The organism is Acinetobacter sp. R933-2 (assembly GCF_030325485.1).
GTDB lineage: Bacteria > Pseudomonadota > Gammaproteobacteria > Pseudomonadales > Moraxellaceae > Acinetobacter > Acinetobacter sichuanensis.
In genome coordinates, this window is sequence record NZ_JACAIJ010000005.1 from 220,165 (window position 1) to 245,602 (window position 25,438).

The 25,438-nt window shown below is 35.4% G+C and carries 29 protein-coding genes; 17 read left to right on the forward strand and 12 right to left on the reverse strand.

Annotated features, from left to right (window positions below; translation table 11 throughout):
* The first annotated feature begins 14 nt into the window (after nucleotides 1-14).
* Both accB and accC read left to right on the forward strand, forming a co-directional pair.
* A complete protein-coding gene (accB, locus tag HX005_RS07990; protein WP_107008988.1) occupies nucleotides 15-437 on the forward strand; it encodes an acetyl-CoA carboxylase biotin carboxyl carrier protein in 423 nt (140 codons plus the stop codon).
* A 16-nt stretch (nucleotides 438-453) separates the two neighbouring features.
* Complete coding sequence (accC, locus tag HX005_RS07995) at nucleotides 454-1,818, forward strand: acetyl-CoA carboxylase biotin carboxylase subunit (protein ID WP_107008989.1); 1,365 nt, start codon at nucleotides 454-456, stop codon at nucleotides 1,816-1,818.
* 58 nt (nucleotides 1,819-1,876) lie between these two features.
* On the opposite strand, the gene HX005_RS08000 is transcribed toward accC, so the two are convergent.
* Nucleotides 1,877-2,365 (reverse strand): hypothetical protein, encoded by a 489-nt coding sequence (locus HX005_RS08000; protein ID WP_286376948.1) that lies wholly within the window; start codon nucleotides 2,363-2,365, stop codon nucleotides 1,877-1,879.
* A 258-nt stretch (nucleotides 2,366-2,623) separates the two neighbouring features.
* On the opposite strand from HX005_RS08000, the gene HX005_RS08005 reads away from it, so the two are divergent.
* The 3 genes from HX005_RS08005 to HX005_RS08015 all read left to right on the forward strand — a co-directional run bounded on the left by HX005_RS08005 (nucleotide 2,624) and on the right by HX005_RS08015 (nucleotide 5,413).
* Entirely contained in the window at nucleotides 2,624-4,084 is a 1,461-nt protein-coding gene (locus HX005_RS08005; protein WP_286376949.1) for a sensor domain-containing diguanylate cyclase, read from the forward strand.
* A 290-nt stretch (nucleotides 4,085-4,374) separates the two neighbouring features.
* A complete protein-coding gene (locus HX005_RS08010; RefSeq protein WP_286376950.1) occupies nucleotides 4,375-4,821 on the forward strand; it encodes a universal stress protein in 447 nt (148 codons plus the stop codon).
* Between the two features lie 148 nt (nucleotides 4,822-4,969).
* Nucleotides 4,970-5,413, forward strand: a complete 444-nt coding sequence (locus HX005_RS08015) for a universal stress protein (protein WP_107008993.1) — start codon at nucleotides 4,970-4,972, stop codon at nucleotides 5,411-5,413.
* A gap of 61 nt (nucleotides 5,414-5,474) precedes the next feature.
* Here HX005_RS08015 and HX005_RS08020 read toward each other — a convergent pair whose 3' ends face one another.
* Nucleotides 5,475-5,708, reverse strand: coding sequence for a hypothetical protein (locus HX005_RS08020; RefSeq protein WP_286376951.1), 234 nt, complete (start codon nucleotides 5,706-5,708; stop codon nucleotides 5,475-5,477).
* 264 nt (nucleotides 5,709-5,972) lie between these two features.
* On the opposite strand from HX005_RS08020, the gene HX005_RS08025 reads away from it, so the two are divergent.
* Together HX005_RS08025 and HX005_RS08030 are read left to right on the forward strand one after the other, a co-directional pair.
* Nucleotides 5,973-6,446 (forward strand): CinA family protein, encoded by a 474-nt coding sequence (locus tag HX005_RS08025; protein ID WP_107008995.1) that lies wholly within the window; start codon nucleotides 5,973-5,975, stop codon nucleotides 6,444-6,446.
* Between the two features lie 130 nt (nucleotides 6,447-6,576).
* Complete coding sequence (locus tag HX005_RS08030; RefSeq protein ID WP_107008996.1) at nucleotides 6,577-7,041, forward strand: hypothetical protein; 465 nt, start codon at nucleotides 6,577-6,579, stop codon at nucleotides 7,039-7,041.
* Nucleotides 7,042-7,088: 47 nt separating this feature from the next.
* Here the strand turns inward: HX005_RS08030 and HX005_RS08035 are convergent, their stop codons facing one another.
* The 5 genes from HX005_RS08035 to HX005_RS08055 form a co-directional block, all read right to left on the reverse strand.
* Nucleotides 7,089-7,742, reverse strand: a complete 654-nt coding sequence (locus tag HX005_RS08035; protein WP_286376952.1) for a DUF6988 family protein — start codon at nucleotides 7,740-7,742, stop codon at nucleotides 7,089-7,091.
* Nucleotides 7,743-7,803: 61 nt separating this feature from the next.
* A complete protein-coding gene (aroC, locus tag HX005_RS08040) occupies nucleotides 7,804-8,898 on the reverse strand; it encodes a chorismate synthase (protein ID WP_286376953.1) in 1,095 nt (364 codons plus the stop codon).
* 12 nt (nucleotides 8,899-8,910) lie between these two features.
* A complete protein-coding gene (gene prmB, locus HX005_RS08045; protein ID WP_286376954.1) occupies nucleotides 8,911-9,921 on the reverse strand; it encodes a 50S ribosomal protein L3 N(5)-glutamine methyltransferase in 1,011 nt (336 codons plus the stop codon).
* 93 nt (nucleotides 9,922-10,014) lie between these two features.
* Entirely contained in the window at nucleotides 10,015-10,407 is a 393-nt protein-coding gene (locus HX005_RS08050) for a hypothetical protein (RefSeq protein ID WP_107008999.1), read from the reverse strand.
* A 136-nt stretch (nucleotides 10,408-10,543) separates the two neighbouring features.
* The gene (locus HX005_RS08055) at nucleotides 10,544-10,804 is read right to left on the reverse strand and encodes a hypothetical protein (protein ID WP_286376955.1); all 261 of its coding nucleotides are present in this window, start codon (nucleotides 10,802-10,804) and stop codon (nucleotides 10,544-10,546) included.
* Nucleotides 10,805-10,905: 101 nt separating this feature from the next.
* Between HX005_RS08055 and HX005_RS08060 the strand changes: the two genes are divergently transcribed.
* The 5 genes from HX005_RS08060 to HX005_RS08080 all read left to right on the forward strand — a co-directional run bounded on the left by HX005_RS08060 (nucleotide 10,906) and on the right by HX005_RS08080 (nucleotide 16,084).
* Nucleotides 10,906-11,211, forward strand: coding sequence for a hypothetical protein (locus HX005_RS08060; RefSeq protein ID WP_107009000.1), 306 nt, complete (start codon nucleotides 10,906-10,908; stop codon nucleotides 11,209-11,211).
* Nucleotides 11,212-11,370: 159 nt separating this feature from the next.
* Nucleotides 11,371-12,744 (forward strand): ABC1 kinase family protein, encoded by a 1,374-nt coding sequence (locus HX005_RS08065; RefSeq protein ID WP_286376956.1) that lies wholly within the window; start codon nucleotides 11,371-11,373, stop codon nucleotides 12,742-12,744.
* Nucleotides 12,745-12,989: 245 nt separating this feature from the next.
* Nucleotides 12,990-14,276: an acyl-CoA dehydrogenase family protein gene (locus HX005_RS08070; RefSeq protein ID WP_286376988.1), complete on the forward strand. Its 1,287-nt coding sequence runs from the start codon at nucleotides 12,990-12,992 to the stop codon at nucleotides 14,274-14,276.
* Between the two features lie 25 nt (nucleotides 14,277-14,301).
* Nucleotides 14,302-15,501, forward strand: coding sequence for an acyl-CoA dehydrogenase family protein (locus HX005_RS08075; RefSeq protein ID WP_286376957.1), 1,200 nt, complete (start codon nucleotides 14,302-14,304; stop codon nucleotides 15,499-15,501).
* Nucleotides 15,502-15,598: 97 nt separating this feature from the next.
* Nucleotides 15,599-16,084 (forward strand): GNAT family N-acetyltransferase, encoded by a 486-nt coding sequence (locus HX005_RS08080; protein WP_286376958.1) that lies wholly within the window; start codon nucleotides 15,599-15,601, stop codon nucleotides 16,082-16,084.
* A 75-nt stretch (nucleotides 16,085-16,159) separates the two neighbouring features.
* On the opposite strand, the gene HX005_RS08085 is transcribed toward HX005_RS08080, so the two are convergent.
* From HX005_RS08085 to HX005_RS08095, 3 genes are all read right to left on the reverse strand, one after another.
* Nucleotides 16,160-17,458 carry an MFS transporter gene (locus tag HX005_RS08085; protein ID WP_286376959.1) on the reverse strand — a complete coding sequence of 433 codons (1,299 nt, stop codon included), beginning with the start codon at nucleotides 17,456-17,458 and terminating at the stop codon, nucleotides 16,160-16,162.
* A gap of 425 nt (nucleotides 17,459-17,883) precedes the next feature.
* Nucleotides 17,884-18,492 carry a YidB family protein gene (locus HX005_RS08090; protein ID WP_286376960.1) on the reverse strand — a complete coding sequence of 203 codons (609 nt, stop codon included), beginning with the start codon at nucleotides 18,490-18,492 and terminating at the stop codon, nucleotides 17,884-17,886.
* 264 nt (nucleotides 18,493-18,756) lie between these two features.
* A complete protein-coding gene (locus HX005_RS08095; protein ID WP_107009007.1) occupies nucleotides 18,757-19,227 on the reverse strand; it encodes a DUF6231 family protein in 471 nt (156 codons plus the stop codon).
* A gap of 32 nt (nucleotides 19,228-19,259) precedes the next feature.
* Here HX005_RS08095 and HX005_RS08100 point away from each other — a divergent pair, with 32 nt between their 5' ends.
* Nucleotides 19,260-20,129: a DUF2797 domain-containing protein gene (locus HX005_RS08100; protein ID WP_286376961.1), complete on the forward strand. Its 870-nt coding sequence runs from the start codon at nucleotides 19,260-19,262 to the stop codon at nucleotides 20,127-20,129.
* A 64-nt stretch (nucleotides 20,130-20,193) separates the two neighbouring features.
* On the opposite strand, the gene HX005_RS08105 is transcribed toward HX005_RS08100, so the two are convergent.
* Nucleotides 20,194-20,616, reverse strand: a complete 423-nt coding sequence (locus HX005_RS08105; protein WP_286376962.1) for a protease inhibitor I42 family protein — start codon at nucleotides 20,614-20,616, stop codon at nucleotides 20,194-20,196.
* 150 nt (nucleotides 20,617-20,766) lie between these two features.
* Nucleotides 20,767-21,936 carry a lipid-A-disaccharide synthase gene (lpxB, locus tag HX005_RS08110; RefSeq protein ID WP_286376963.1) on the reverse strand — a complete coding sequence of 390 codons (1,170 nt, stop codon included), beginning with the start codon at nucleotides 21,934-21,936 and terminating at the stop codon, nucleotides 20,767-20,769.
* Between the two features lie 216 nt (nucleotides 21,937-22,152).
* Here lpxB and HX005_RS08115 point away from each other — a divergent pair, with 216 nt between their 5' ends.
* The 4 genes from HX005_RS08115 (at nucleotide 22,153) to HX005_RS08130 (ending at nucleotide 25,423) form a co-directional block, all read left to right on the forward strand.
* Entirely contained in the window at nucleotides 22,153-23,031 is an 879-nt protein-coding gene (locus HX005_RS08115) for a sulfite exporter TauE/SafE family protein (protein ID WP_107009013.1), read from the forward strand.
* A gap of 142 nt (nucleotides 23,032-23,173) precedes the next feature.
* Complete coding sequence (locus tag HX005_RS08120; protein WP_286376964.1) at nucleotides 23,174-24,265, forward strand: 3-deoxy-7-phosphoheptulonate synthase; 1,092 nt, start codon at nucleotides 23,174-23,176, stop codon at nucleotides 24,263-24,265.
* Nucleotides 24,266-24,347: 82 nt separating this feature from the next.
* Nucleotides 24,348-24,872 carry a protein tyrosine phosphatase family protein gene (locus tag HX005_RS08125; RefSeq protein WP_286376965.1) on the forward strand — a complete coding sequence of 175 codons (525 nt, stop codon included), beginning with the start codon at nucleotides 24,348-24,350 and terminating at the stop codon, nucleotides 24,870-24,872.
* On the forward strand, nucleotides 24,872-25,423 hold the full coding sequence (locus tag HX005_RS08130) for a hypothetical protein (RefSeq protein ID WP_286376966.1): 552 nt from the start codon (nucleotides 24,872-24,874) through the stop codon (nucleotides 25,421-25,423). Before HX005_RS08125 ends, HX005_RS08130 begins: the two co-directional genes overlap by 1 nt.
* The last annotated feature ends 15 nt before the right edge of the window (nucleotides 25,424-25,438 follow it).

The following is a 25,438-nucleotide window of genomic DNA, read 5'->3' on the forward strand; positions in this document are numbered from 1 at the left end:
AGGAATACGAATCCATGGATATTCGCAAAATCAAAAAGCTCATCGATTTGATGATCGAATCTGACCTTCAAGCGATTGAGGTTAAGGAAGGAGATCAATCGATTGCATTGACGCGTCGTAATCCTGTTGTTGCTGGTGGTGTTATGCCTGTTGCAGCAGCACCTACCATTGATGCACCAGTTGTCAAAGCTGCTGCTCGTGGTGCTGTAGAAACTTCTCCAATGGTTGGCGTTTTCTATGCTGCACCAAATCCAGGTGAAGCACCTTTTGTTAATGTGGGTCAAACGATTTCTGCAGGTGAAACCTTAGGGATCATTGAAGCAATGAAAATCATGAACCCAATTGAAGCAACTCAAAGTGGTGTGATTGAAGAAATTTTAGTGAAAAACGGTGATGTAATCCAATTCGGTCAACCTTTATTCCGCTACCGCGCGTAATCGCTAGGGGGTTGATATGTTGCAAAAAGTTTTAATTGCAAACCGAGGTGAGATTGCGCTTCGCATCACTCGTGCTTGTAAAACTTTAGGAATCAAAACCGTTGGTATCTACTCTGATGCTGACAAAGACTTGATGCATTTACGTTTTGTAGATGAAGCTGTATGTATTGGTCCTGGTGCGAGTAGTGAAAGCTACTTAAATATCCCTGCGATTATTACTGCCGCAGAGATTACAGGCGCAGATGCAATCCATCCTGGTTATGGATTCTTGTCTGAAAATGCTGAATTTGCTGAAATCGTTGAAAGTTCTGGGTTCATTTTCATTGGACCTCGTCCCGAACATATTCGCCTAATGGGGAATAAAGTTTCTGCAATTATGGCAATGCGTAAAGCAGGTGTTCCAACCGTACCAGGTTCTGCTCATGCAGTGACACCAAATAATGCGCTTGCTGAAGCGAAAGAAATTGGTTTTCCACTCATCGTAAAAGCAGCATCTGGCGGTGGTGGTCGTGGTATGCGTATTGTAGAGCGTGTAGATACCCTACTCGAATCTGTTCAAGCTGCTCAGCGTGATGCTGAAATGTGGTTTGGTGATGATACCGTTTACATGGAACGCTTTTTACAAAAGCCACGTCATGTTGAAGTGCAAATTTTAGCTGATGGTAATGGTCACGCTGTACATCTGTATGACCGCGACTGTTCTTTACAACGTCGTCATCAAAAAGTGCTTGAAGAAGCACCAGCACCAGGTTTACCTGAAGAAGCACGTGCCCATATTCTTGAAGCTTGTGTCACTGCATGTAAACTTATGCAATATCGTGGTGCGGGTACTTTCGAGTTTTTATTTGAAGATGGTGAGTTCTTCTTTATTGAAATGAATACTCGTGTTCAAGTAGAGCATCCAGTTTCTGAAATGGTGACAGGCATTGATATTATTGAACAACAATTACGCATTGCAGCAGGTCTTGGTCTAAATCTTCAACAAGAAGATATTCATGTACAAGGTCATGCTATTGAATGTCGTATTAATGCAGAAGATCCTTCATCATTTTTACCATCACCAGGTAAAATTGAAAGCTTCTATGCACCAGGTGGTGCAGGTATCCGCTTAGATTCTCATATCTATCAAGGATATAACATTCCACCTTATTATGATTCAATGATTGCAAAACTCATTTCTCATGGTAAAGATCGTGATACCGCAATTGCACGCATGAAACAAGCACTTGATGAGATTATTCTGACTGGAATTAAAACCAATATTCCTTTACATAAAGACTTAATCTTACAAGATAAAAAGTTTTGTGAACAAGCAATGGACATTCATTACCTTGAAAAACATTTACTTAAACAAGTACAAGGTCATGAAAATGATGCTTAACTTTTGAGTAAGTAAATAAAAAACCTCTTGAATTCAAGAGGTTTTTTATTGCTCTTTGTTAAGGTAAAACACGATTTAAGGTTGCAAAGCATTTATCTTCTTTTTCAGATGCACAGAACTTAATGGTATTTTCATTTTTCCAACGTACAAAATACTGAGAAACCTCACCCGCCTGATTTTCTTGATAACCAGAGCAATCTACCTGATTATTTTCATATTTAATCTGCATAATTAAAGCAGGTAGCTTTTCTTTTGTATTATCTTGAGACGGTTGATAATCAAATAAACCGATTGACCATTCTTTACCGCTATTGACCACGACTTCATTGCCACCACGAAAATTGTAATACTCTACACATTTTTTATTATTTGGAATTTCCATTCCCCATAATCCTAAAATCTCAGGACGCGTTGAAATACGAATTGTATTTGCAGCTAAGGGAGTAATCACTTGACTTGCGGCAACAGGTGCTGTTGAATTCGTCTCAGCAAAAGTAAAATTTGATGTGCAAATCAATAAAGGAATTAATAATAATGTTTTCTTCATATCCGAAAGCGTACCACAATTTATTTACATTTAAACTAACATATTTTGCTAATAATGCATGTAAAAATAACCATATATGAACAATCTTTTAAAAAAAATTCTTCATTTAGTTCAACCTCAAAAAAAATGTGTTTTGCTACAACAAAATATTGAATATGTATAGGAAAATTAAGATTTCTATGAAATACTTTATTCAAACTTAACAATTCCATAAAATAAATGTGTAGCTATACACTTTTGATATTATAGGGTCCTGAATTGTCTGTATTTACTCAAACATTTCAACATAGTGTCAAACAACAAGTTAATGCTTTTCTGATTGTTGCAAGCATCGTCTTCATTTGCGCCTTATTTGGTATTTTGGCACGCCCTTTATTTTTCCTTTCGATTTGCTGGCCTGCAAATGCCGCACTTTTAGGCTTATTTCTTCGCTTTAAATCGCTGAATAATTTAGGAGGTTGGACAGGCGCATTTACTGCTTTTATGCTTGCAGATCTACTCACTGGCAATACATTTCTCATTACCCTGTTACTGACCATTGCAAATTTATTGAACCCTTTGGTTTCTTTATCCTTAATTACCTTATTTAGACTCAACTATAAAGAATACAATAAGGGACTGACTTTTTTATATTTATTTATTTTATGCTCGATTGGAGGCTGTCTAGCAAGCCCTGCTTTTGCTGCACTCACATTACCTTATATCGATAATACATTTATGACCCTTGAGCGTGTCTGGATTGATTTTGGAATGTGGTGGTCAGGTGAAATTTTAAATATGATTGCATTTTTACCTATTTTATTGGCAATACCTGACAAACAAACCTTCCATGATGTGATACAAAATATCAAACTCAAAGGACTGCCATTTCAGATTTTTCTTCCTCTTATTGCTGTCATTATTTCGGTCAGTTTAACGCATTTTTTTATCGGTCCAGGGGCACTCATGTTCCCCATTGCTGCATTGGTTTGGGCATCATTAACTTATAATTTGTTTTTTATTGCATTAATTAATTGTGTCGTTTGCATGTTGCTTAATAATACCTTAAGCGAATTTTACATTCATCAATCGTCTAATGCTTTTTTAGCGACCTCTATTTCAATCCGAATGGGTTTATTTATGTTAGCTCTTGGACCACTTACATTGGCAATTATTAGTTTAAACCGTCAAAAACTTTATCAGCAGATTTTATATCTTGCAAATCATGATAGTTTAACAACAGTTATGAATCGACGATTTTTCTATGAGCAAAGTGAAGATGTTGTTGGTTCAACCACAAAAATACAAACCGAAAAAACCATTACGGTTTTATTATTAGATCTTGATCATTTTAAAAAGATTAATGATCAACATGGTCATTATAATGGTGATATCGTACTTAAAACCTTTACACAAAGAATAAAAAATATTTTAAGAGAAGACGATTTATTCGGTCGATTAGGTGGTGAAGAATTTGCTATTTTATTGAAAAATGTCAATTTAAATCAGAGTATTATAATCGCAGAAAGAATACGTGAAATTATTCAATCCACCCCTACAGCTTTGGATAATGGTGAACAAATTTATATTAGTGTCAGTATTGGTCTAAGTTTTGAAAAACTTCCTTATGCCTTACCATTTCAACAATTAATTAATCGTGCAGATCATGCTTTATATCAAGCAAAAGAAAAAGGTCGTAATCAAATTTGTTTAGAATCAAATTTAAGAACGATTACTTAAACGAAACTTTACTCTAAATGCCTTATTATTAATTCGATCAAAAATCATATTCTTCTCACTATTTTTAACATACATTTTTTATATTAATGCCAAATATATCACACAAATAAAATCATCATACGAATAAAAAAAACAAATCAATAAAAAGCAAAATATAACAAAAAGATCAATTCTGATTTTTGTGAAAAATCATAATGAATATGCTTTCATTTTAAGCTATAACTAGGATGAGTATATTTATTATTCACTCATTTTTTGAAAAATTTATCTGATACTTTAGGAGAGTCACCATGTCATATGAACATATTCTTGTCCCAATGGATGAATCCCCTATTTCTTATGCAGCATTACAACATGCTGAAGAAATTGCCCTCAAATTTGGCTCTAAAATTACGGTGATTAGTGTATTAGCACTTGATCCTATGATCGGTGTGGATTTTTATCAAATTGCACCTTCAATTACTGAATATGTACTTGCTGCTGAACAAAATGCACAAGCGCGTATCAATGAAGTAAAAGAAACACTTTTAGCTCATGGTATACAACAGGTTAACACTAAAATTGTACGTGAGGTGTCACCTGCTACAGGGATTTTAAATACCTTAAATGAAATTGGTGCGGACTTAATTATTATGGGTTCTCATGGGCGTAAAGGATTAAAGAAATTTGTTTTAGGCAGCGTAGCCCAAGAAGTATTAGGTGAAAGTTTTGTTCCTGTTTTGATCGTTAAACAATAGAATATTTTCTCTTTTACTTTACAATTTGCATGCTGTTTCACATTAATTTTAAATTAATTTTTAAAAGTGTAAATACAGGATTGGCGTGCTTTAATTTATGTGTTAATTATTTAATAAATCAAGAAATAACGATAACGGAGAAATTTAAATGGCTTACCAACATATTTTAGTTCCAGTAGATGGTTCTCAAATTTCCTATTCTGCTGCACAACAAGCAATTTCTATCGCAAAAGCATTTAATTGCCAACTCACTGCTATTAGTTTAGTCGCAGAAGATCCATTTTCAGGCGCAGATTTTTATTATAATGCGTCAATGATGAAAGAATATTTAGAAGAAGCCAATAAAAATGCACTCAAAGCTCTTGATCACGTCACACAACTTGCAACAGCAGAAGGAATCAGCATTCAAACCCAAGTGGTCAAAGGTTATGTTTCATCAGAAACAATTATTGAAACCGCTGAAAAGTTGAATATTGACTTAATTGTTATGGGTTCACATGGTCGTCGAGGCTTTAAAAAATTCTTCCTCGGTAGTTTTGCTCAAGATGTATTAGGACAAACAACATTACCTGTTTTAATTGTTAAAGAATAAAAACTTGTCGTGATAAAAGCCTGCTTTTGCAGGCTTTTGGCTGATATAAAATATACAAATCTTAATTGATTGCGATAACCTTCACCAGAATCGTTTGTGTTTCTTCAAAATCATCAAAAATTTGCTTCCGTGTTAATTCTTTAGATTTTACTTTAAAGTCATGATGCTGATATTGAATGATATTCGGAATTTGATCAAAGTATTGGCTACCTGCTTCTAAATTTTCTTCAAATAGTGGCGTACCAAGCTGATAATCTTTACTCTTCAAAACTACATATTTAACGGTGGTTTTCATAAGCTACTCCCTATTTTCATGCCCTTTATTTTTAGTTATAACAGCTTTTGAAGAACAATAAAGGACTTTATAGCGTAAATTGTTTACTATTTCCGCGAATGATCATTTACACATAGTTGCTTCAAAATTTTAAAATGATCATTCACTGTAAAATTCACAATTTATTCATAGCTCGATTATGATACTCACAGCCCCCAATTCATGATAACGTTCTCTCATTCATCTATTTTTATATTTCAATAATTGAAATAAAAGTAAAATCTTATGTATTTAACAAAATGTTGTGCTGAGCTTCAATCCAAAAATCTAAAAATAGCCTTTATTGAAAGTGCAAGTTCAGGACATTTAACTGCACAGTTTTCCATTTATAAAGATCGTGGTGCAAATATTTTATTGGGTGGCTTGGTCAGTTATGACCCTTCCATTAAAGTTAAAATATTACATATAGATCCACTACTTATCGAAAAATATAGTGCAGAATCTATAGAAGTTACCACCGCAATGGCGGTGCAAGGTAAAGTTTTATTTGAGCAAGCAGATCTCATCATCGGTTGTACTGGACTATTAAAACACGGAGGCAGTGAGTCTATAGCAAAGCCTGTTGGTACTTTTTTTATCTGCATTTATGCTTTTAATCAAAAATATCATTTTCAGTATCTGATAAATGGAAGTCCTGAAAGTAAATTGCAACAATTAACTGAATTTGTTGCAAAAGAAATTCTTAATCTTATTCAATAACAAATATGCGAACTTTAATACAATTTAAAACGGCAAATTTGCTGAGAATTGTTCACTTTTCAGCATGAAAGCGTTAAATTTAACATATTCTCTACAGAGATATAACAATCATATGAAGACGGGTAAATTTATGAAACTTCAATTGGCTTTAGTGGCTACAGTTGCATTATTCACAGGTTGTGCAGGTTCTTATCCTGAACGAGTTGTGACTAAAGGACCATTAATTTGTGAGACTGGCGAGATTTGCCCTGAACTTGCAATGCGTTGGAATGATGAAAAACGTGATGGTTTTAAAATTGTCGCTGAAATTAATAACCCAACAAAATATGATATTAAACAATTTGAGTTTTTAGTGGATGGGCAACCTTATACTTATTCAACAATTAATGCGACTCAATACAATGAACAAATTTCTTCAAACTCGATTATTGTTCCTGTAAGCTTCTTAAATTCTTTCCGCAATGGTAAAGAAATTTCACTTAAACTTATTACAGATCAAGGTGATATTGAGCGTTCTATATTAAAAGCAGATGGTCAGCAATCTTCTGCATATTTAACGTTCTTAAAAGGTTATACAGGTCAACTGCCTCAATAAGTTATTTATAGATTGAAATAAAAAACCAGACTCAAGGTCTGGTTTTTTTATTTATAGCGTGCATCTATACGCATTTTTTCTTCTATTGACACATCTTCCTCCATATGAAAACATGGTCGATATTTTTCATGTAAATGATGAATGTATTTTTCTTTTGCTGCATGCCTTAATAAAATCTGTGCAGCCATTGTCGTAAAATTATTTGTTTGTCTAATTAGAATCTCAGTTTGTTGCTCAGTAAGCCCCGCTTTCCTGCGAATAATTGAATGCGCACCTGAATGTACAATATTATTGAGATGATTCATTGAGTAAAATTTAAATTGTCTAAATTGCTCAATAATATGTGAAATTTCCTTAACCTGACTTAATGCCTCTATCATTGCTGAAACCATTGGTATTTTATGATTTTTAAATAAGTCATCAATCGAACTGATTTTCAATTTCAAAACATCTTGATTTGATGCCACCATAAGCAACCAATATGCACGTACTACTGACTCAAACTGAATCCTAAATAATGCCATAGCAGACGTAACTAAATTTTCCATCAACAATGTTTTTACAGCGATACCATGTTCAATAGATAAATCACAACATTGATATACAAGTTCAAGACGAATACCACCTTCCATAAAGTACGATTGTTCAAGCTCGCCATAAAGCTCATTAATCATTTCCATTGATAAATCAAATAAATCCATTTTTCTCTCCATAAAAAAGCCAGATCATAATCTGGCTTTGATTTAAACGCTTTATTTCCGCTTATTTAGGTTCAATCGGTTTAAATGGTGCGACCACATCAGCATTTTGTGCACGATGACGCATGAAGTGATCCATCAAAACAATGGCTAACATCGCTTCAGCAATTGGTGTCGCACGTACACCCACACAAGGATCATGACGACCTTTGGTCAATACATCTGTATCTTCACGATCTATATTAATGGTTTTACCCGATGTTGTAATTGATGCTGTTGGTTTTAAAGCAATAGCAACACGTATCGTTTGACCTGAAGAAATCCCACCTAAAATTCCACCTGCATGATTTGCAAGGAAGCCATCAGTGGTTAATTCATCACGGCTTTCATGACCAAACTGACCAGCTACAGCAAAACCATCGCCAATTTCAACACCTTTGACCGCGTTGATTCCCATCATAGCATGCGCAATATCTGCATCTAAACGATCAAATACAGGCTCGCCCCAACCCACAGGAACATTTTCAGCAAGGATTTCAAGCTTTGCACCGCAACTTGTGCCTTGTTCACGTAAAGAAGTCACTAACGCTTCGAAACGTGGCACAGCATCTACATCACCACAGAAAAATGGGTTGTTTGGGACTTCATTCCAATCCAGTTTTTCAGCAACTTCAGTACCAATCTGAGTCACATGCCCACGAACCAAAATACCGAATTTCTCAGCAAGGAATTTCTTGGCAATTGCACCTGCTGCAACGCGCATAGCAGTTTCACGCGCGCTTGAACGACCACCACCACGATAATCACGGAAACCGTATTTATGGGTATAGGTATAATCTGCATGACCAGGACGGAAAGTTTGGGCAATATTGCCGTAGTCTTTCGATTTTTGGTCAGTATTACGAATGAGTAAACCAATTGGTGTACCTGTCGTTTTACCTTCAAAAACCCCTGAAATGATTTCTACTTCATCAGGTTCTTTACGTTGGGTCGCAAACTTAGACGTTCCAGGTTTGCGGCGGTCTAAATCTTTTTGTAAGTCTTCAGCAGAAAGTTCTAAGCCTGGTGGCACACCATCTACAATCGCCATCAAACCTACGCCGTGAGATTCACCACAAGTCGTTACACGGAAAAGTTGTCCAATACTATTACCTGCCACGCTCATGACTCCTTAAGCTTGAATGGATTGAATAAATAAATCACGGAAAGTACGACATTGTTCAGCTGTTAAAGCAAAAATACCTGAACCGCCTTTTTGGAACTGTAACCAATAAAAATCAATCGTATTAAAGTTTTGTTTCATTGCCCATTCAGAGTTACCTACTTCAATGACAATTAAACCATCTTCCGTTAAGTAATCAGCCGCCTGAGCCAACATTTTACGAACTAAATCTAAACCATCTTGACCTGCTGCAAGCGCAAGTTCTGGCTCATGGTGAAACTCTTCAGGAAGATCAGCCATATCTTCCGCATCTACATAAGGCGGATTAGACACGATCAAATCATATTGATTTTCAGCAGGAATTTTAGCAAATAAGTCTGACTCAAGCAGTGCAACTTGGTATTGCTTATTATGATGTTCAGTATTAATTGAAGCTACTTCTAAAGCTTCTTTAGAAATATCCGTCGCATCAACTTCTGAGTCTGGGAATGCATACGCCAATGCAATAGCAATACAACCTGAACCTGTACACATATCTAAAATACGTTGTGGCGTTTTCGGATGAGCATTTTCAGGTAAATTGTTGACGCCTTCACGAGCTTGACCATTTTCATCCAAACAATATGGTGCAAAACGATTTTGAATCAATTCAGCAATCGGTGAACGTGGAATAAGTACACGCTCATCGACATAGTAAGGTTTGCCATCAAAATAAGCTAAATTCAACAAGTAAGAAGTCGGTACTTTTTCATTAATACGACGTTCTAATAAGCTTAAAAATTCAGCCTTTTCGCTTGGTAATAATTTAGCATCTAAAATTTCAGCGTCCGCATTCCACTCTAGCGACATGGTTTGTAAAACCAATGCCGAGCTTTCTGCAAAATAATCTTCTGTACCCTGACCTAAATGTGCATCATATTGACGTAATGCTGTCACCCCAAAACGAATAAAATCACGAATTGTTACGAGGTTTTCAGCAGCTTCTTGTAAGTGTTCAGCGCTAATAGTCGGTCGATCCACTTAAGGTCTCTCCAAGGTCAAAATATTAAAAACTGCTTAATGATACCTTGTTTTGTTTACATTTATAATGCTTTATCAAGCGATGTATAAAAATCAGCGATATTTGTATGCTTGTTTTTCTAGCAGATCTGCCTGAGCTTGTGTTTTTTTCATTGCACAAAAATAATATTTACTTGCATGTCCAACAGAAAGTTTTACATTGTTTATTAAACATTGTTCATCACGGAAAGTGAGCCAGTTTTTATTGACTTTTTCTTGTTCTTTACGTTTTTCTTTAGCCAAAGCTTTAACATGAATATCGGCAAAATATTCATAACGTTTCGTTTGTTGTTTAAGTTCCGCCTTCATACACAGTGCAGCCTGCGCGGTTGAATCTTGTGTTTGGCTCATACAATTCAAATATTCTGCGCTATATCCCATTGCATGACTCACAGACATTGCACCGAGCAATATACCAACGCCCCATCCCCAAACAGCTAATTTCATCATTGCCCCCAAAGAACTGTATTTTAAAATATTTATTATTGAATCAAAAACACATCTTAAAATACTTGGAAAAAATTGCAAAGCAAAATTAGAATAGATCAGAAATAGGAATGTCTAAGATCATACCTATGAAAAACTATTTTACAGCTAAAAAATGTTTTTCAGCGACTAGCTTAATTTTTATCCCTCGATAAAAACGCGTTAAACTATCATCAGATTTCGTTACTTGATCAAAAAATTTATCTTGCCCAATTAAACGAGTATAGGTTTTATAACCAATTTCTAATTTATCTGGGTTTTTACCTGCTTTTTTAAAATCTTCAATCATGTCATTTAATGTTTTTAAATTTAATTCGCTCATCAAGAAAATACCTTTAACTTTTCTTTGTTTTAACACGAATAATTTGCATTTATATGACAATAGGCTCAAATTTAAACTTGATTTTTAGCAATTTTTCCTCCATCTATAAATATAAATCATCGGCTTGGCAAGTTTAAATGAGTTATAAACACAATAACCTAATGGCAATGCGTCAGAATTTCTGGAACGATACAGAGACAGATTCTGTCCAATTAGAAAAGTTATTTTTACAGAATATTTTAGCTGAACATGGTGTATTTAATGCGCCAACTCTAGAAGATGTAAAATACTTTTTCTTTAGTTTACCGAGTATTATCATCATTAAAGGTTATGCTTTAGGTTTTAGTCACAGTGCCATCCAAAGTATGATCACGCAATATATTCACGAGAATAAGGTACGTTTAATGCAACATGAAACACTCAAAATCCAATATCGTATGTAAATATAAAGTTTGAATTTACATGCGGTGTTTAATATCACATATATTGTATTGAAAACATACAATATTGGTCAGGTAAAACTATTTTAATACGTGGATAGCATGTAATATGTTGCACACTATGTTGTATGCTCAATCGCTTACTTTAAGGATTTAATCTTCATGTCAGATCAGAACGATAAGCTTAAACAGTTAAAAACATCTTCCATGGACAGACGCTTATCAATTGCCAAAGCCTCTTTGTTAGCAGGATCTCGTTGGGCTGCTTCAAGTGCAAGTTCAATCTTTTCAAGTGAAGAAGCAAAAGAAAAGAAACGTAAGAAAGCAATGAAAGAGCAAGCTGAATATTTAGTTTCTGAAATAGGCAAGCTTAAAGGTTCAATTGTCAAAATTGGACAAATGATGGCGCTATATGGTGAACATTTTCTACCTGAAGAAATCACACAAGCTTTAAATACCTTAAATAATCAAACTGTTGCTTTGGCTTGGCCTGCAATAAAAGAACAATTAGTGAGTCAGCTAGGTTCAAAACTCGATGACTTAACTATTGATCATGAACCGATTGGTACTGCATCTTTAGCACAAGTTCACCGCGCTACTCGTAAATCTGATGGCTTAGAACTTGTTTTAAAAATCCAATATCCTGGTGTGGCTGAAGCGATTGATTCAGATATGAGCTTATTTAAAAACATGCTCAAACTCACACGAATGGTGCCGCAAACTCGTGAATTTGATCAATGGTTTGATGAAGTACGTGACATGATGCATCGAGAAGTTGATTATCATGTTGAAGCGGCAACCACACGCCGTTTTGCTGAGCGACTACAAAACGATGCACGTTATGCTGTACCTCAAATCATTAATGACTACTGCACAGACCGCGTTTTATGTATGACTTTTGAACGCGGTGTACCGATTAACAGCCCTGTGATGTTGTCTTTACCACAAGAGCGTCGTAATGCTTTAGGTGAAGCTTCTTTAGAAATTGCCGTGCGTGAAATCTTTGAATGGGGTGAAATGCAAACTGATCCAAATTTTGGTAATTATTTAGTACGTTTGGGCAACGGCGAAGATATTAAAGATAAAATTATTTTACTGGACTTCGGTGCAATTCGTCAGTTTGATGCTCAACTTCTGCAAGTTGCACGCAATCTGATCAAAGCAGGTTACAACCATGATGCAAATGCAATGGTTGATGCTATGACTGGTTATGAGTTTTTTGATGGCATGCCTGCAAGTATTAAACCTGATCTGGCAAAAGTATTTTTATTGGCGACAGAAGCATTTAGTTCGCCTATCAATAATCATGATTTACCTAAAGGCGTTATGGATGAACATAATCGTTATGATTGGAAAAAAAGCTTATTACATAGTCGTGTAATGCAGCAAGCCTCTAAATCTATGGCATCGCGTTATTTCAGTGTTCCACCTAAAGAATTTATGTTTATTAGCCGTAAATTTATTGGTGCTTATACCTTTATGACAGTCATAGAGGCGAAGACCAATGTCCGTAAAATGATCACTCCTTTTATATAAAATCGGGCTAGACGACTAAAATGGCAAATTTTTCAAAAATGTCATTTTAGTCAATACCCAACATTTGTTGGTTTTTATAAAAATAAAATAATAATAAAATACAAATACTTAAATTAAAATATTTTTATCTATTTCCACTTATCTACTTCACTCTACTTCGTCAGCTTTGACATAGTTTTTTATAAAATGGCATGTCAGGATAGTTTGTATACCACCACAAAAAACTAGGTATTCAAATGACCAACATGGTAAATAAAGCTCAAGGCTTGGGCTTAAATCTCATTACAAAAATTGCGGGAAGCGAATTATTAGACCAATTAAAACTTCGTAAATTTGTTGAAAAATCATTGTATCAGGGGTCTAAAGTTGGATTTAAAACGCTCTCAGCTTCACAAAAAGCGTTTAAATCAAGCCCTGAAGTCAATAAACAGCGCTTACCTACACAAAATAAAAGTTTATTTGACTTAAATTTAACTGAAGAACAGCAAATGACTGTCGATGCAATGTCACAGTTTGCATCTGAAGTCCTTTATCCCCTTGCTCACCAAGCTGATCAAAATGAAAAATTTCCACAAGAATTATGGCAACATAGCCTTGACTTGGGGATTAATTATTATGCTTTGCCAGAAGCTTTAGGTGGTGTTGCGACTGAACAAAATATTTTAAGTAATGTGTTAATTGCAGAAAGCTTAGCCAAAGGTGATTTTTCATTGGCTGCGGGCTTACTTTCTACTTTCAGTACAATCAACGCCATTACACTTTGGGGTTCAGCACAAACTCAATCTACTTATTTACCTGCTTTTGCAGAAGATCCATCTCTTCAAGCAACTTTTGCAGTACAAGAAGCAACACCTGCTTTTAATCCTTATCGTTTAAAAACTAAAGCGCTATCTCAAAATGGGCAATTTACCATTGATGGAGAAAAAACACTGGTTTTATTGGGCGAAACTGCTGAAATTTTCATTGTGAGTGCTGACTTCAAAGGTCAACCAGATGTTTTTATTGTTAAACGTGATGCCAGCATAAGTTACAAAAAAACTCCTGCTATGGGTTTGAAAGGCAGTGAAACCGTCACATTAAACTTTAATAAAACTCCTGCCTTACGTTTAGGTGATGATGACTTTAATTACACTGCCTTTTTAGATTTGGGTAATTTAATGTGGTGCGCTTTAGCTGTCGGCACGTGTGAGGCAGTAAAAAGCTATTGTGTGCAATATGCCAATGAACGTACAGCTTTTGGTGAGCCAATTTCACACCGTCAAAGCGTCGCTTTTATGATTGCAGATATGGCGATTGAAATTGATGCAATGCGTATGCTGGTTCTCAACGCGGCTAGCCTTGCAGAAGCAGGAAAACCATTTCACCGTGAAGCTTATTTAGCACGTCTTTTATGTGCTGAAAAGTCCATGCAAATTGGGACAAATGGTGTACAAATTTTAGGTGGTCATGGTTTTACCAAAGAGCATCCTGTTGAGCGTTGGTATCGCGACTTACGTGCTACCGCAATTTTACAGTCTGGCTTACATGCTTAATCAACAATAACTCAGGAAAATCATCATGAATTTACAAAATCCTAAAAAATTTAAAATGTTGATTGATCAAGCACATGAAACTGCATTGAACGTCTTACGCCCTATTTCTCGTAAATATGATAAAGCAGAACATGCCTATCCAAAAGAGTTAGATATGCTTGCATCTTTACTTGATGGCATGAATGATGGCGGTGATGGTTTAAATGCAGGTGCAGCCATTAATAAACGTGGTGATCAGGACAATAGCAATAAAAATGGTACCAATATGTCCACTGCACTAGGCATTATTGAAATGTGCTATGGCGATACAGGTTTATTATTATCTATGCCACGTCAAGGTTTAGGCAATTCTGCGATTGCGGCTGTTGCTAACGATGAACAACTTGAACGCTTTAAAGGGACTTGGGCAGCGATGGCGATCACAGAACCAGGCTGTGGTTCTGACTCTGCTGCCATTCGTACAACTGCAACCAAAGATGGTGATGACTATATTTTAAATGGTGAAAAGATTTTTGTGACCTCTGGTGAACGTGCAGATTCTGTCGTTGTTTGGGCAACTTTAGACAAAAAGCTCGGTCGTGCTGCAATTAAGTCTTTTGTTGTACCGAAAGGAACAGTAGGTATGAAAGTTGAACGCCTTGAACACAAACTGGGCATCAAAGCCTCTGACACAGCAGCCATTAGCTTCATTGACTGTCGTGTTCCTGCGACGAACTTACTGGGTAATGCTGAAATTGATGTTGCCAAAGGTTTTGCTGGAGTGATGGAAACTTTTGATAATACGCGCCCTCTCGTTGCCGCAATGGCAATTGGTTGTGCAAAAGCTTCTTTAGAACGTATAAAAGAAATATTTCAAGATCAACTTGATGCTGACTATACGACACCTTATTTACAATCTTCTAATATTGCAGCACAAATTTATCGTATGGAAGCTGAATGGGAAGCAGCTCGTTTGCTGATGCTTAAAGCAGCATGGATGGCAGACAATAAAAAACCAAATTCACGTGAAGCTTCTATCGCAAAAGCAAAAGCTGGACGTATAGGCAATGAAATCACCTTAAAATGTGTCGAACTTGCTGCAAGTGTGGGTTATAACGAAGATGAACTTTTAGAAAAATGGGCACGTGATTCTAAAATTTTAGATATTTTTGAAGGCACACAGCAAATTCAACAATTAATTATTGCTCGTCGTGAACTTGGAAAATCATCAAGTGAATTGAAATAGTTCTTTTGAACTGACCTTTATAGTGTAAAAAGGTGGATTTATACGAGAGATCGTATTATAAAAATCCATCTTTTTATTTTATTTATCTCATAAAATTATGTACTCATTACGCAAAATACAACCTCAAGATAATGCCCAACTCGCTCAAATTATACGTGAAGTTTCCAAAGAATTTGGTTTAGCTCCCGAATCAGGTTTTGCTGTTGCAGATCCAGTGTTAGATCAACTTTTTACAGTTTATTCTGCTGCAAATAGTCAATACTGGGTCATTGAAAATGAATCTGGGCAGATTTTTGGAGGTGGTGGTTTAGCCCCTTTAAAAGGTGATGAATCTATCTTAGAAATCCAAAAAATGTATTTTCTTCCTGAAGTACGTGGTTTTGGTTTTGCTAAAAAAATCTTAGAACACGCTTTTTCTTTTACACAACAACAAGGTTTTTATGCGTGTTATTTAGAAACCACAAAACAACTACATCAAGCAGTCCAACTCTACGAAAAATTAGGTTTTCAACATTTACCTACACCGAAAGGAAATACTGGACACAGCCATGCTTGTGAAATTTGGATGCTAAAAACATTTTGATCATTTTAAATATAAAAAAACCGAACAACTGAATTCGGTTTTTTCTCATTCAAATAAATTTAAACATCATTAAACTTAAACATCATGATGTAGATATTTTGGCTGTTTTGGTAATTGCATACTACAAAATAAACAGATAATAAGCATGACAACCACATAAACAAAAAATGTATTTTCATGCCCCAAATCTTTAAACTTCAATGCAACTGCGGGCGCTGAACCACCAAAAATAGCATTTCCAACAGCATAAGCAAAACCCACACCTAAAGCACGAATATGCGATGGAAACATTTCAGCTTTGACTAAGCCACTGATTGACGTATAAAAACTCAGTAATAACATTAAAAAAATCAGTAATAATGTCACCATAACAGGTGAACCACTAAAACTTGGCATTAAGATCACCATGACAGGATAGATAAATACCGCACAACTCACGCTAAAAATCATCATGGAAGCACGTCGTCCTATACGGTCTGCCAACATGCCAAAAAATGGCTGAGCACACATAAAGACAAACAATGCAATGGTCATCATATAACCAACAATTCTATCCTCAAAACCAAGACTCGTAATATAAGTTTTTGAATAAACTGTAATCACATAAAAACTTAAAGAGCCTGCCGAAGTATAGCCAACCACCAATAAGAAGGTTCTTAAATTATTTTTCAACAATTCTGCTAATGTACCAGAACCCTCTCTTTGACTGTCATCTTTCGACAATGTCTCTTTTAAATGACGACGAGCAAAAAAGGATAAAATCGCAACCACACCACCAATCACAAAAGGAATACGCCAACCACCGTTCATAAGTTCTTCTTTGGTCATTAATGCCAACATAATGACACCCAATAAACTTGCCAATAATTGCCCACCTGCTAAAGTGACATATTGAAAAGAAGAATAAAAACCACGTTGCCCTTTCAGTGCAACTTCACTCATATAAGTAGCAACTGTGCCATATTCGCCACCTACAGATAAACCTTGCAACAGACGTACAGCCAACAATAAAAATGGCGCTGCCATACCCACTTGGTCATAACTTGGTAAACACGCAAATAAAAATGAACTAATCGCCATTAAGGTGATGGAAATGACCATGGATTTTTTACGTCCATATTTATCTCCAATGCGACCAAACAACCAACTTCCTATAGGACGCATAAAAAAACTGGCAGCAAAGACACCCCAGACATAGATTGCTTTTGCAGAATCGCTCATGTCTGGTGCAGTTAAAGCATGGGTAAAGTAAACAGCAAATGCGGCATAGATATAAAAATCAAACCATTCAACGAGATTACCTGACGCTGCTCCCACAATCGACATAACACGATTTCGTTTTTCATGGGGATGGTAAACATGTGTATCACTCATAGGATTTCCTTATTTTGCATATAGATGTCTTCTATACGGTATGGATAAAATGTAGCCCTGTATTTGAGTTTTGACTGTCTTATTTCTGATGTTGTGTGACTTGATATTTCTTAAGCTATAAATCGAGTTTCAATAACGCCAATGATCTAAAAATAATTCACGTTTACAGTCAAACGTGTACGATGAGATGCAGTACTGTATTGCCGATTTTTTAAGAAATACTTTTGATTTAGGAGTCGTTGAAAAGCGTGTAAAAACTTAAGGTTTTATTGATAAGTACCTCCTATAACTTTTATATTTTTCATTTATAAATATTGTGTGTCATTCCATTTTTAAGCCACACATTACACCTTTTCATTTAAAATCAAAGTGTTAAAATAAAAAATAACACTTTGATTTAGCTTAAAAATATAACTTTATATAAATTATTTTAAGAATCCTGACACTAGATTTAGAACATTTTGAATATCATTATTGGCTTCATTATGATCAGTTTGACCTGCTTGTGGTGTCAGTGAATCAATAATTTCAGGCAATACAGAAGAAATTGCACTATATACATCTTGTGTAGGTACTTGTGCTTGTTGCGCAACCTGTTCTACATCATTTTGATCAAATAAATTTTGTACTTGTTGTTGGTTTAAACTTGCATTTGCACCTTCACCCGTCGAAACCCAATCGTCAACTTGGCTCGTTAAACCTTGTCCTTTAAGTTGATCTAAAGCACCTTGTAAACCACCATTTTTTTGAATCCATGCCAATACCAATGGTACAACTGCAATTAATAAAGATTGTGCATTAAAACCACTCTGCTGAGTTTGTGGCGCTTGTTGCTGCCCACCTGTTAACCCACCTAAAACTGAACCTAGAACGCCTCCTAAGCCGCTTTGTTGAGACTGCTGTTGTTGCTGTCCACCTAAACTGCCAAGTACTGAACCTAAAATCCCACCAAGTCCCCCTTGTTGAGATTGCTGCTGTCCACCACCTAATGCTTGTTTCGCTAAAATTTCTACAATATTGCTTAAATTAGTCATCATTTTTCCTAATTACTATTATGAAGTCTAATTTAGAATACTGTGCTTTTGGTGAATTGCCAAAAAACAATTGTTATGTTTTTGCAAGATTTTTAGAATGACTTTCTGCATGGCATGGATTGCCATTTTCATTTTTTAATCATGATGGTTTTAAAGATAAAATGATTGGATTTAGAATATTAAGATTAAAACTAAGTTGAAAATGATGACCAAATACAAAAGTTCAGCTTTCATATTTGATCATACTTTTATAATTTTTTTAAATTACCAACGAAATTTATTCCAGTTTTCAGGATTTGCCCAAAACTTAGAATTAAACCAATCTGGTACATGTTTATAAGTCAAAATATTAAATTGCCACAACGCGAAGTCATTTTCATGAGCAGTTTTATCAATCAGCTGAGTAAAACCTAAAGCTCTTAATAATTGTTCATCTTTAAGTTTACAAGCAACAACGATGCGCTTTGCTAACAAATCACGTAACTTCACTAATAATTGTGATTTATGTTGATCTGATACATCTAGCATTTGATCTGTATCAAAGAATACAAAACCTAAATCATATCGCTGTGTAAAAGGCAGATTTAAAAAATCAGATACGTTAAAATACGTCCATTGAATTGAATGATTTGTATTGTATTGCGCTAAATTTTGCCCAATACACACTGCAGTTTGAATAGGCTGTTCATGCGATAAATCGTCTAGCATAGAAGTAATGACATTTTGCTGAGCCATAACTGCACCTTTATTGAAGTGAGTAACGAAACATGGAACTACAAGGCATTTGTCATAAAATGCATGCAGGTCTTAAAGACCTTAGTGTAACTGATCAGCAAACACATAAGGCAAATGTTGAATATAAATTTATATTAGATCGTACAGAAATTGATCTCCCTTTTGTTTTAGGGCAAGAGATCGAAATCGAAGCAACAGGTAATATTTACTGTGTTTCTTGTGGATCTAAAACGCCGAAGTCTTATTCTCAAGGGCATTGCTTTAAATGCATGAAGACTAAAGCATCTTGTGATATGTGTATCATGAAGCCAGAAACTTGTCATTATCACTTGGGAACATGCCGTGAAGACAGTTTTGCCCATGAAGTTTGTTTTCAGCCACACATTGTTTATTTAGCCAATTCGAGTGCCTTAAAAGTGGGGATTACTCGTCTTGGGCAAATGCCAACACGCTGGCTCGATCAAGGTGCGACTCAAGCCTTACCAATCATGAAAGTAGGTTCACGTCGTCTTTCTGGTCAGCTTGAAGTGATGTTTGGAACTCAGGTTGCAGATAAAACAGATTGGCGCAAGTTACTCAAAGGTGAAGCTGATCCAATTAATCTAGTTGAAATTAAAAATGAATTGATTGAAGAATTTGCACCAAAAATTCAAACTATTCGTGATGAATTTGCACAAAATCTTGAATTTAATGAAGGCATTGAATTATTGGACAATGAGTTACCACGTGAATTTGTCTATCCTGTAGATCTATATCCTGAAAAGATTAAGTCACATAATCTGGATAAAACTCCGATTATCCGCGGCAAGCTTCAAGGCATTAAAGGTCAATATCTGATTATGGATACAGGCGTGATCAATATTCGTAAATATACGGGTTATGAAATCAGTATTCGTGTTTAAAAACTCTTACCAACATAAAAAAATGGACTGTAATGTCCATTTTTTTATGTCTAATCAAATTGAATCATTGAATAGCATCAGAAATCTGAATTTTACATTGCCAAGATACACTGTCATAACGACTTCCACCACGCCCATGATGCAACTCAATCTCTGTCTGACCTGATTTTAAAGCGGTAAATATAAAAGATTTTGTACCACCGACTCCAACCATATTAGGTTTAGCATAATCTGATACATAGGACTGCTCTACTTTTAACAAAGTATCATCAAACGAAGTCAGTGCCCAATAATAGCCTGTAGTCACATTTTCTGCGGCATTAAACCTGAATGTTTGCCCGACTTTTAACTGCACTGGATCTTCACATTTCTGTTGATTTGTATATACAAAATCTGCTTGTGGTTTTTTCTGTCCTAATAACGAGGTTTGGCACCCTGTTAAAATCATCACACTACTCATTAAAGATAAAACTACTTTTTTCGTCATGCTCTATATCTATTTAAATCAATACTATACCTAAGAATCTTCATGATTTGCTTAGGCTTTTCAAACATAGCAGTATAACAACATTCAAATAAAAACCTCAATAAAATATGATCTAAATCAGTTATTTACCATAATATTTTATCATTAATCTTAGAGAAAGCGTAAAACCGCCTGTACAGGATCTTCACTATTATCAGATAAAAGCTGTTTATGCATGGTAATCAACTGCATCGCTTGAATCTGCGCTGTTTCCTGATTCATTAATTTTTCAATTTCAGCCGCCAAGTTTTCAGGTGTCGCATCAGATTGGATCAATTCCTGAATCACTTTTTTTCCTGCAATAATATTTGGCAATGAATAATACTGAATTTTTACCATTAATTTAGCAATAAAATAAGTCAACCAATTTAACTTATAAAACGTCACCATGGGACGATGTAAAAGTAAAGCTTCCAAAGTTGCTGTACCTGAAGCCAATGCAACAATATTGGCGGCATTCATGACTTGTCGACCTATTTTTGATTCTTTATCTTTATTTTCAAGTAAATGAATTTGATCTATAAGTGATTTTGGATAGCTTTTTAACAGTTCTTCAATTTGTTGCTTACGTAAATCATTGATAGCAGGAATCACAAATTGATATTCTGGATATTTAGCATGAATGATTTTTGCCGCATCTAAAACCAAAGGACCTAAGCGCTCGATTTCACCACGACGACTACCAGGTAGTAACGCAATATGTTTTTCGCTTAGGTCTAAACCAAGCTCTTGCTTTGCGTCTAAAATTGGATTTTGTAAAGGCAATTCACTCGCTAAAGGATGACCAACAAAAGCCGCAGGGACATCAAATTTCTTAAAAAATGTTTTTTCAAATGGAAATAGGCATAACACCAAATCGATGCTGGCTTTAATGCCATAAACACGACTTTGTCGCCATGCCCATACCGAAGGACTGACATACTGAACCGTTTTAATCGGTAGATTTTTTTGCTTTAAACTTTTTGAAAGACGTAAATTAAAGTCTGGCGCATCGACGCCAATAAAAATATCAACAGGATTTTCACTCCACTTTTCTACTAATCCATCACGTACAGCAAATAATTTTTTAATATCTTTTAAAACTTCAACAATGCCCATCACAGACAAAATATCCATTGGATAATAACTATTAAAGCCTTCTGCAATCATTTGAGGACCGCCAATCCCCTCAAACTCAACATCTATGCCTTGCTCACGAAAACTACGAATAAGCTTAGCCCCAAGCGTATCGCCTGATACCTCACCCACCACGATTCCAATTTTAAGTTTTCGATTTTGCAAGATAAAATCCTTATTGAAATAAAATATAAAGCCAATCACGTTTTATATTAGCAAATTTAACAAGTGTGATTGAACAGAATTCTAATATTGTTGATTAATCTCATAGTTCGTTTTTACTTTAGCATTTTTTAGAATAAGTAAATCAACAATCAAGACAACGACTTATATTAAAAAGTCATAAGATATGCCAGTTTTTTGATATTTGGCAATTCAGTCATGGTTGGTCCTGTTGAGTTTATTTTAGCTGGCGTACTCGTTGGTTTTTGTGTTGGTATTACTGGTGTGGGTGGTGGCTCATTAATGACCCCTATTCTTATTAGTCTATTTAGAATTGAGCCTCACATTGCCATTGGAACAGACCTGCTTTATGCCGCTATTTCAAAATTTTGTGGTTCTTTGGTGCATGCAAAAAAACTCAATATCGTCTGGCCCATTGTTTTGTGGCTAGCACTTGGCAGTATTCCTGCATCATTTATTACACATTGGGTTTTAGATAACTATCTAAGTAACTCTACACATTATAAAACAGTGTTAACAATGGTTTTGGGCTTTATGCTCACACTCACTGGGCTTTCAATTATGTTTAGAGCACAGATTGAGCGCTTTTTTGACAAAATACGTGTAGAAAAAAAAGGGAATTTATCAGAGCAAGCTTTTAATATTGAAGGTAAAAAGCTCTATGTGATCATCATGGGAGTTGTACTGGGTGTCTTTGTTACCTTGTCATCTGTAGGTGCAGGCGCATTTGGCATTATGGCATTAATTTTAATGTTTCCAAATCTACCCATGATCCGAATTATTGGTTCTGACGTTGTACATGCAGTGTTATTAACGTCTGTTGCAGGCTTTGCACATATGACTTCAGGTAATGTCGATTTCCATTTACTTGGATGGTTACTAGTGGGTTCAATTCCAGCGATTATTGTGGGTACACTGATCAGTTCTCGTATGCCTGAAAAACTCATTCGTAAAATTTTAGGAATCACCTTATTTGCGCTTGGTGTCAACTTTATTATCAATCCTGTAAAAAGCAAACCTGTAGAAAAACCACAAACTGCAATGTTGATTCAGATTGACCAACGATATCAAGTTTAATATTATCCACTTATACATAACTAATAATTATGTATTGATGCTAAAGTTTTAATGATTTATTTGAACAAAACTTGAATCAATTCATGTTATATTCAAATTACTAAAAATACTTTTTGTATGATCTAATACCCCAGTGACGGCAATGAATACACAACAGTCTAATCCTATTACTCAATCAGATATTGATGATGTGAATGTCCAAAGCATTCAAACACTTGTTACTCCAGCAGAATTAAAAGCAGAATTACCATTAACAGCAACTGCTTATCAAACTGTACTTCATGGTCGTGAAACTGTTCGCAATATTTTAGATGGCAATGACAAACGTCTATTTGTCGTCATTGGTCCATGTTCAATTCATGATACAAAAGCAGCTCATGAATATGCTGATCGCTTAAAAGTACTGAGTGAAAAAGTCAAAGATACACTCTATATCATTATGCGAGTTTATTTTGAAAAACCACGTACAACTGTAGGTTGGAAAGGTCTAATTAACGACCCTGATATGAATGATTCATTCAATATTGAAAAAGGTTTACGCCTAGGTCGTCAGCTTTTAGTTGAGCTCAATGAAAAAGGTTTGCCTTGTGCAACTGAAGCACTTGATCCAAACTCACCACAATATTATCAAGACCTGATTTCTTGGTCTGCAATTGGTGCGCGTACTACTGAAAGCCAAACCCACCGTGAAATGTCATCTGGTCTATCTTCACCAGTTGGCTTTAAAAATGGTACAGATGGTGGCTTAACCGTTGCAACCAATGCAATGCAATCTGTAAAACATGGTCATAGTTTCTTAGGTTTAAATAACGAAGGACAAGTTTCTGTTATTCGCACCAAAGGTAACCCTTATGCACACGTTGTATTACGTGGTGGTAATGGTAAACCAAACTATGATGCTGGTTCTGTTGCGGAAGCTGAAAATGCGCTTGCTAAAGCCAAAGTGAGCAACAAAATCATGATTGATGCCAGTCATGCTAACTCAAATAAAGACCCATACTTACAACCTTTGGTATTGAAAAATATCACAGAGCAAATTTTAGATGGTAATAAGTCAATTGTAGGTATTATGGTTGAAAGTCATCTTAAAGGTGGACGTCAAGATATTCCTGCAAATCTATGTGACCTTGAATACGGTAAATCTGTCACAGATGGTTGTATTGACTGGGAAACAACAGAAAAAACCTTACTTGAAATGGATGCGGCTTTAAAAGAAATATTGCCAAATCGTTAATTAATCTAAAAACGTCATCTACATAGATGGCGTTTTTTGTTTATGATGTCATTATATTTTTTTGTATACCTGTAAGAATGCTATGAACGAACTTGAACAAGAACTCAGTCAAATCGCAGACTTTCAGTTTGTCCATGAACGCCTACTCACTTCAGGACAACCTACTGCTGAACAGTTGAAACAGATTAAAGAATACGGTGTTGATACAATTATTAATCTGGCATTTACAGATGCAAATCCACATCTCGAACATGAAGATAAAATTTGTGCTGAACTTGGGTTAAATTATATTCAAATCCCGATCTCTTGGGATACGCCAGCCGATGATCAATGCTTATTTGTTTTAGACATGCTTGCACACCTTGTACAAGAAAAAATGGTTTGGGTACATTGTGCTAAAAATATGCGTGTCAGCAGCTTAATATATTTATATCGTCAATATTTTATGGATATGGACATGCCTACAGCTCAAGAGTTGATGCATGAAATTTGGGAACCCAATGAAACTTGGACAGGATTAATTCATGCTGTCAGCTTACAATTGCAAGGTCGTAAATCGACTTTGGATTTGCAACATTCTTTGATGAATGCTGACCATTTTGCTTAATGAATTTCATCTCAAAAATTTACGATGACCATCCAACTGATGCAATCGGTTGGATTGGTGGTTGTCCTCCAGCAATTCTGACCGACAAATTATCTACCTTTGAAGATTATCGCTTCTATTTAACCATTCAGAAAAAAGAAAATCCTGAAAAATATTTAAGTATCTTTGTACATAACGATTTTAATACTCGTATTGATCAGCAAATTTTCCCTGATATTGCGATTGAAGTTTTTGAACATGATGCCTCACCTGAAGGAAATGCCGTTGCTTTCTACCTTCCTGATCTATGTAAAAGCTATTTAAGCCCTTTTCAACATGTCCATCAGTCCAAATTTAACTTTATTACTTATTCAGAACAGCCAAAATTAATCCAAGATACTGCCTGTTATTTTGAACATCTCCAAAAAGATTATCAGTTTTATTTGCAAATCGATGAAGATTATTATTTAGATTCAACCTTACAAGGTTCATATATTTTTGCTTATGGCGCATTATATTTATTTCAACATAAACACACGCATCAAATCATTGCGGGTTTTTGGCAACATTAATCTGCACATTTTGCT

Coding starts and splice junctions, on each gene's coding strand:
- accB (WP_107008988.1), top strand. CDS start 15: ATGGATATTCGCAAAATCAAAAAGCTCATCGATTTGATGATCGAATCT.
- accC (WP_107008989.1), top strand. CDS start 454: ATGTTGCAAAAAGTTTTAATTGCAAACCGAGGTGAGATTGCGCTTCGC.
- HX005_RS08000 (WP_286376948.1), bottom strand. CDS start 2,365: ATGAAGAAAACATTATTATTAATTCCTTTATTGATTTGCACATCAAAT.
- HX005_RS08010 (WP_286376950.1), top strand. CDS start 4,375: ATGTCATATGAACATATTCTTGTCCCAATGGATGAATCCCCTATTTCT.
- HX005_RS08015 (WP_107008993.1), top strand. CDS start 4,970: ATGGCTTACCAACATATTTTAGTTCCAGTAGATGGTTCTCAAATTTCC.
- HX005_RS08020 (WP_286376951.1), bottom strand. CDS start 5,708: ATGAAAACCACCGTTAAATATGTAGTTTTGAAGAGTAAAGATTATCAG.
- HX005_RS08025 (WP_107008995.1), top strand. CDS start 5,973: ATGTATTTAACAAAATGTTGTGCTGAGCTTCAATCCAAAAATCTAAAA.
- HX005_RS08030 (WP_107008996.1), top strand. CDS start 6,577: ATGAAACTTCAATTGGCTTTAGTGGCTACAGTTGCATTATTCACAGGT.
- HX005_RS08035 (WP_286376952.1), bottom strand. CDS start 7,742: ATGGATTTATTTGATTTATCAATGGAAATGATTAATGAGCTTTATGGC.
- HX005_RS08050 (WP_107008999.1), bottom strand. CDS start 10,407: ATGAAATTAGCTGTTTGGGGATGGGGCGTTGGTATATTGCTCGGTGCA.
- HX005_RS08060 (WP_107009000.1), top strand. CDS start 10,906: ATGAGTTATAAACACAATAACCTAATGGCAATGCGTCAGAATTTCTGG.
- HX005_RS08065 (WP_286376956.1), top strand. CDS start 11,371: ATGTCAGATCAGAACGATAAGCTTAAACAGTTAAAAACATCTTCCATG.
- HX005_RS08070 (WP_286376988.1), top strand. CDS start 12,990: ATGGTAAATAAAGCTCAAGGCTTGGGCTTAAATCTCATTACAAAAATT.
- HX005_RS08075 (WP_286376957.1), top strand. CDS start 14,302: ATGAATTTACAAAATCCTAAAAAATTTAAAATGTTGATTGATCAAGCA.
- HX005_RS08080 (WP_286376958.1), top strand. CDS start 15,599: ATGTACTCATTACGCAAAATACAACCTCAAGATAATGCCCAACTCGCT.
- HX005_RS08085 (WP_286376959.1), bottom strand. CDS start 17,458: ATGAGTGATACACATGTTTACCATCCCCATGAAAAACGAAATCGTGTT.
- HX005_RS08090 (WP_286376960.1), bottom strand. CDS start 18,492: ATGACTAATTTAAGCAATATTGTAGAAATTTTAGCGAAACAAGCATTA.
- HX005_RS08095 (WP_107009007.1), bottom strand. CDS start 19,227: ATGGCTCAGCAAAATGTCATTACTTCTATGCTAGACGATTTATCGCAT.
- HX005_RS08100 (WP_286376961.1), top strand. CDS start 19,260: ATGGAACTACAAGGCATTTGTCATAAAATGCATGCAGGTCTTAAAGAC.
- HX005_RS08105 (WP_286376962.1), bottom strand. CDS start 20,616: ATGACGAAAAAAGTAGTTTTATCTTTAATGAGTAGTGTGATGATTTTA.
- HX005_RS08115 (WP_107009013.1), top strand. CDS start 22,153: ATGGTTGGTCCTGTTGAGTTTATTTTAGCTGGCGTACTCGTTGGTTTT.
- HX005_RS08120 (WP_286376964.1), top strand. CDS start 23,174: ATGAATACACAACAGTCTAATCCTATTACTCAATCAGATATTGATGAT.
- HX005_RS08125 (WP_286376965.1), top strand. CDS start 24,348: ATGAACGAACTTGAACAAGAACTCAGTCAAATCGCAGACTTTCAGTTT.
- HX005_RS08130 (WP_286376966.1), top strand. CDS start 24,872: ATGAATTTCATCTCAAAAATTTACGATGACCATCCAACTGATGCAATC.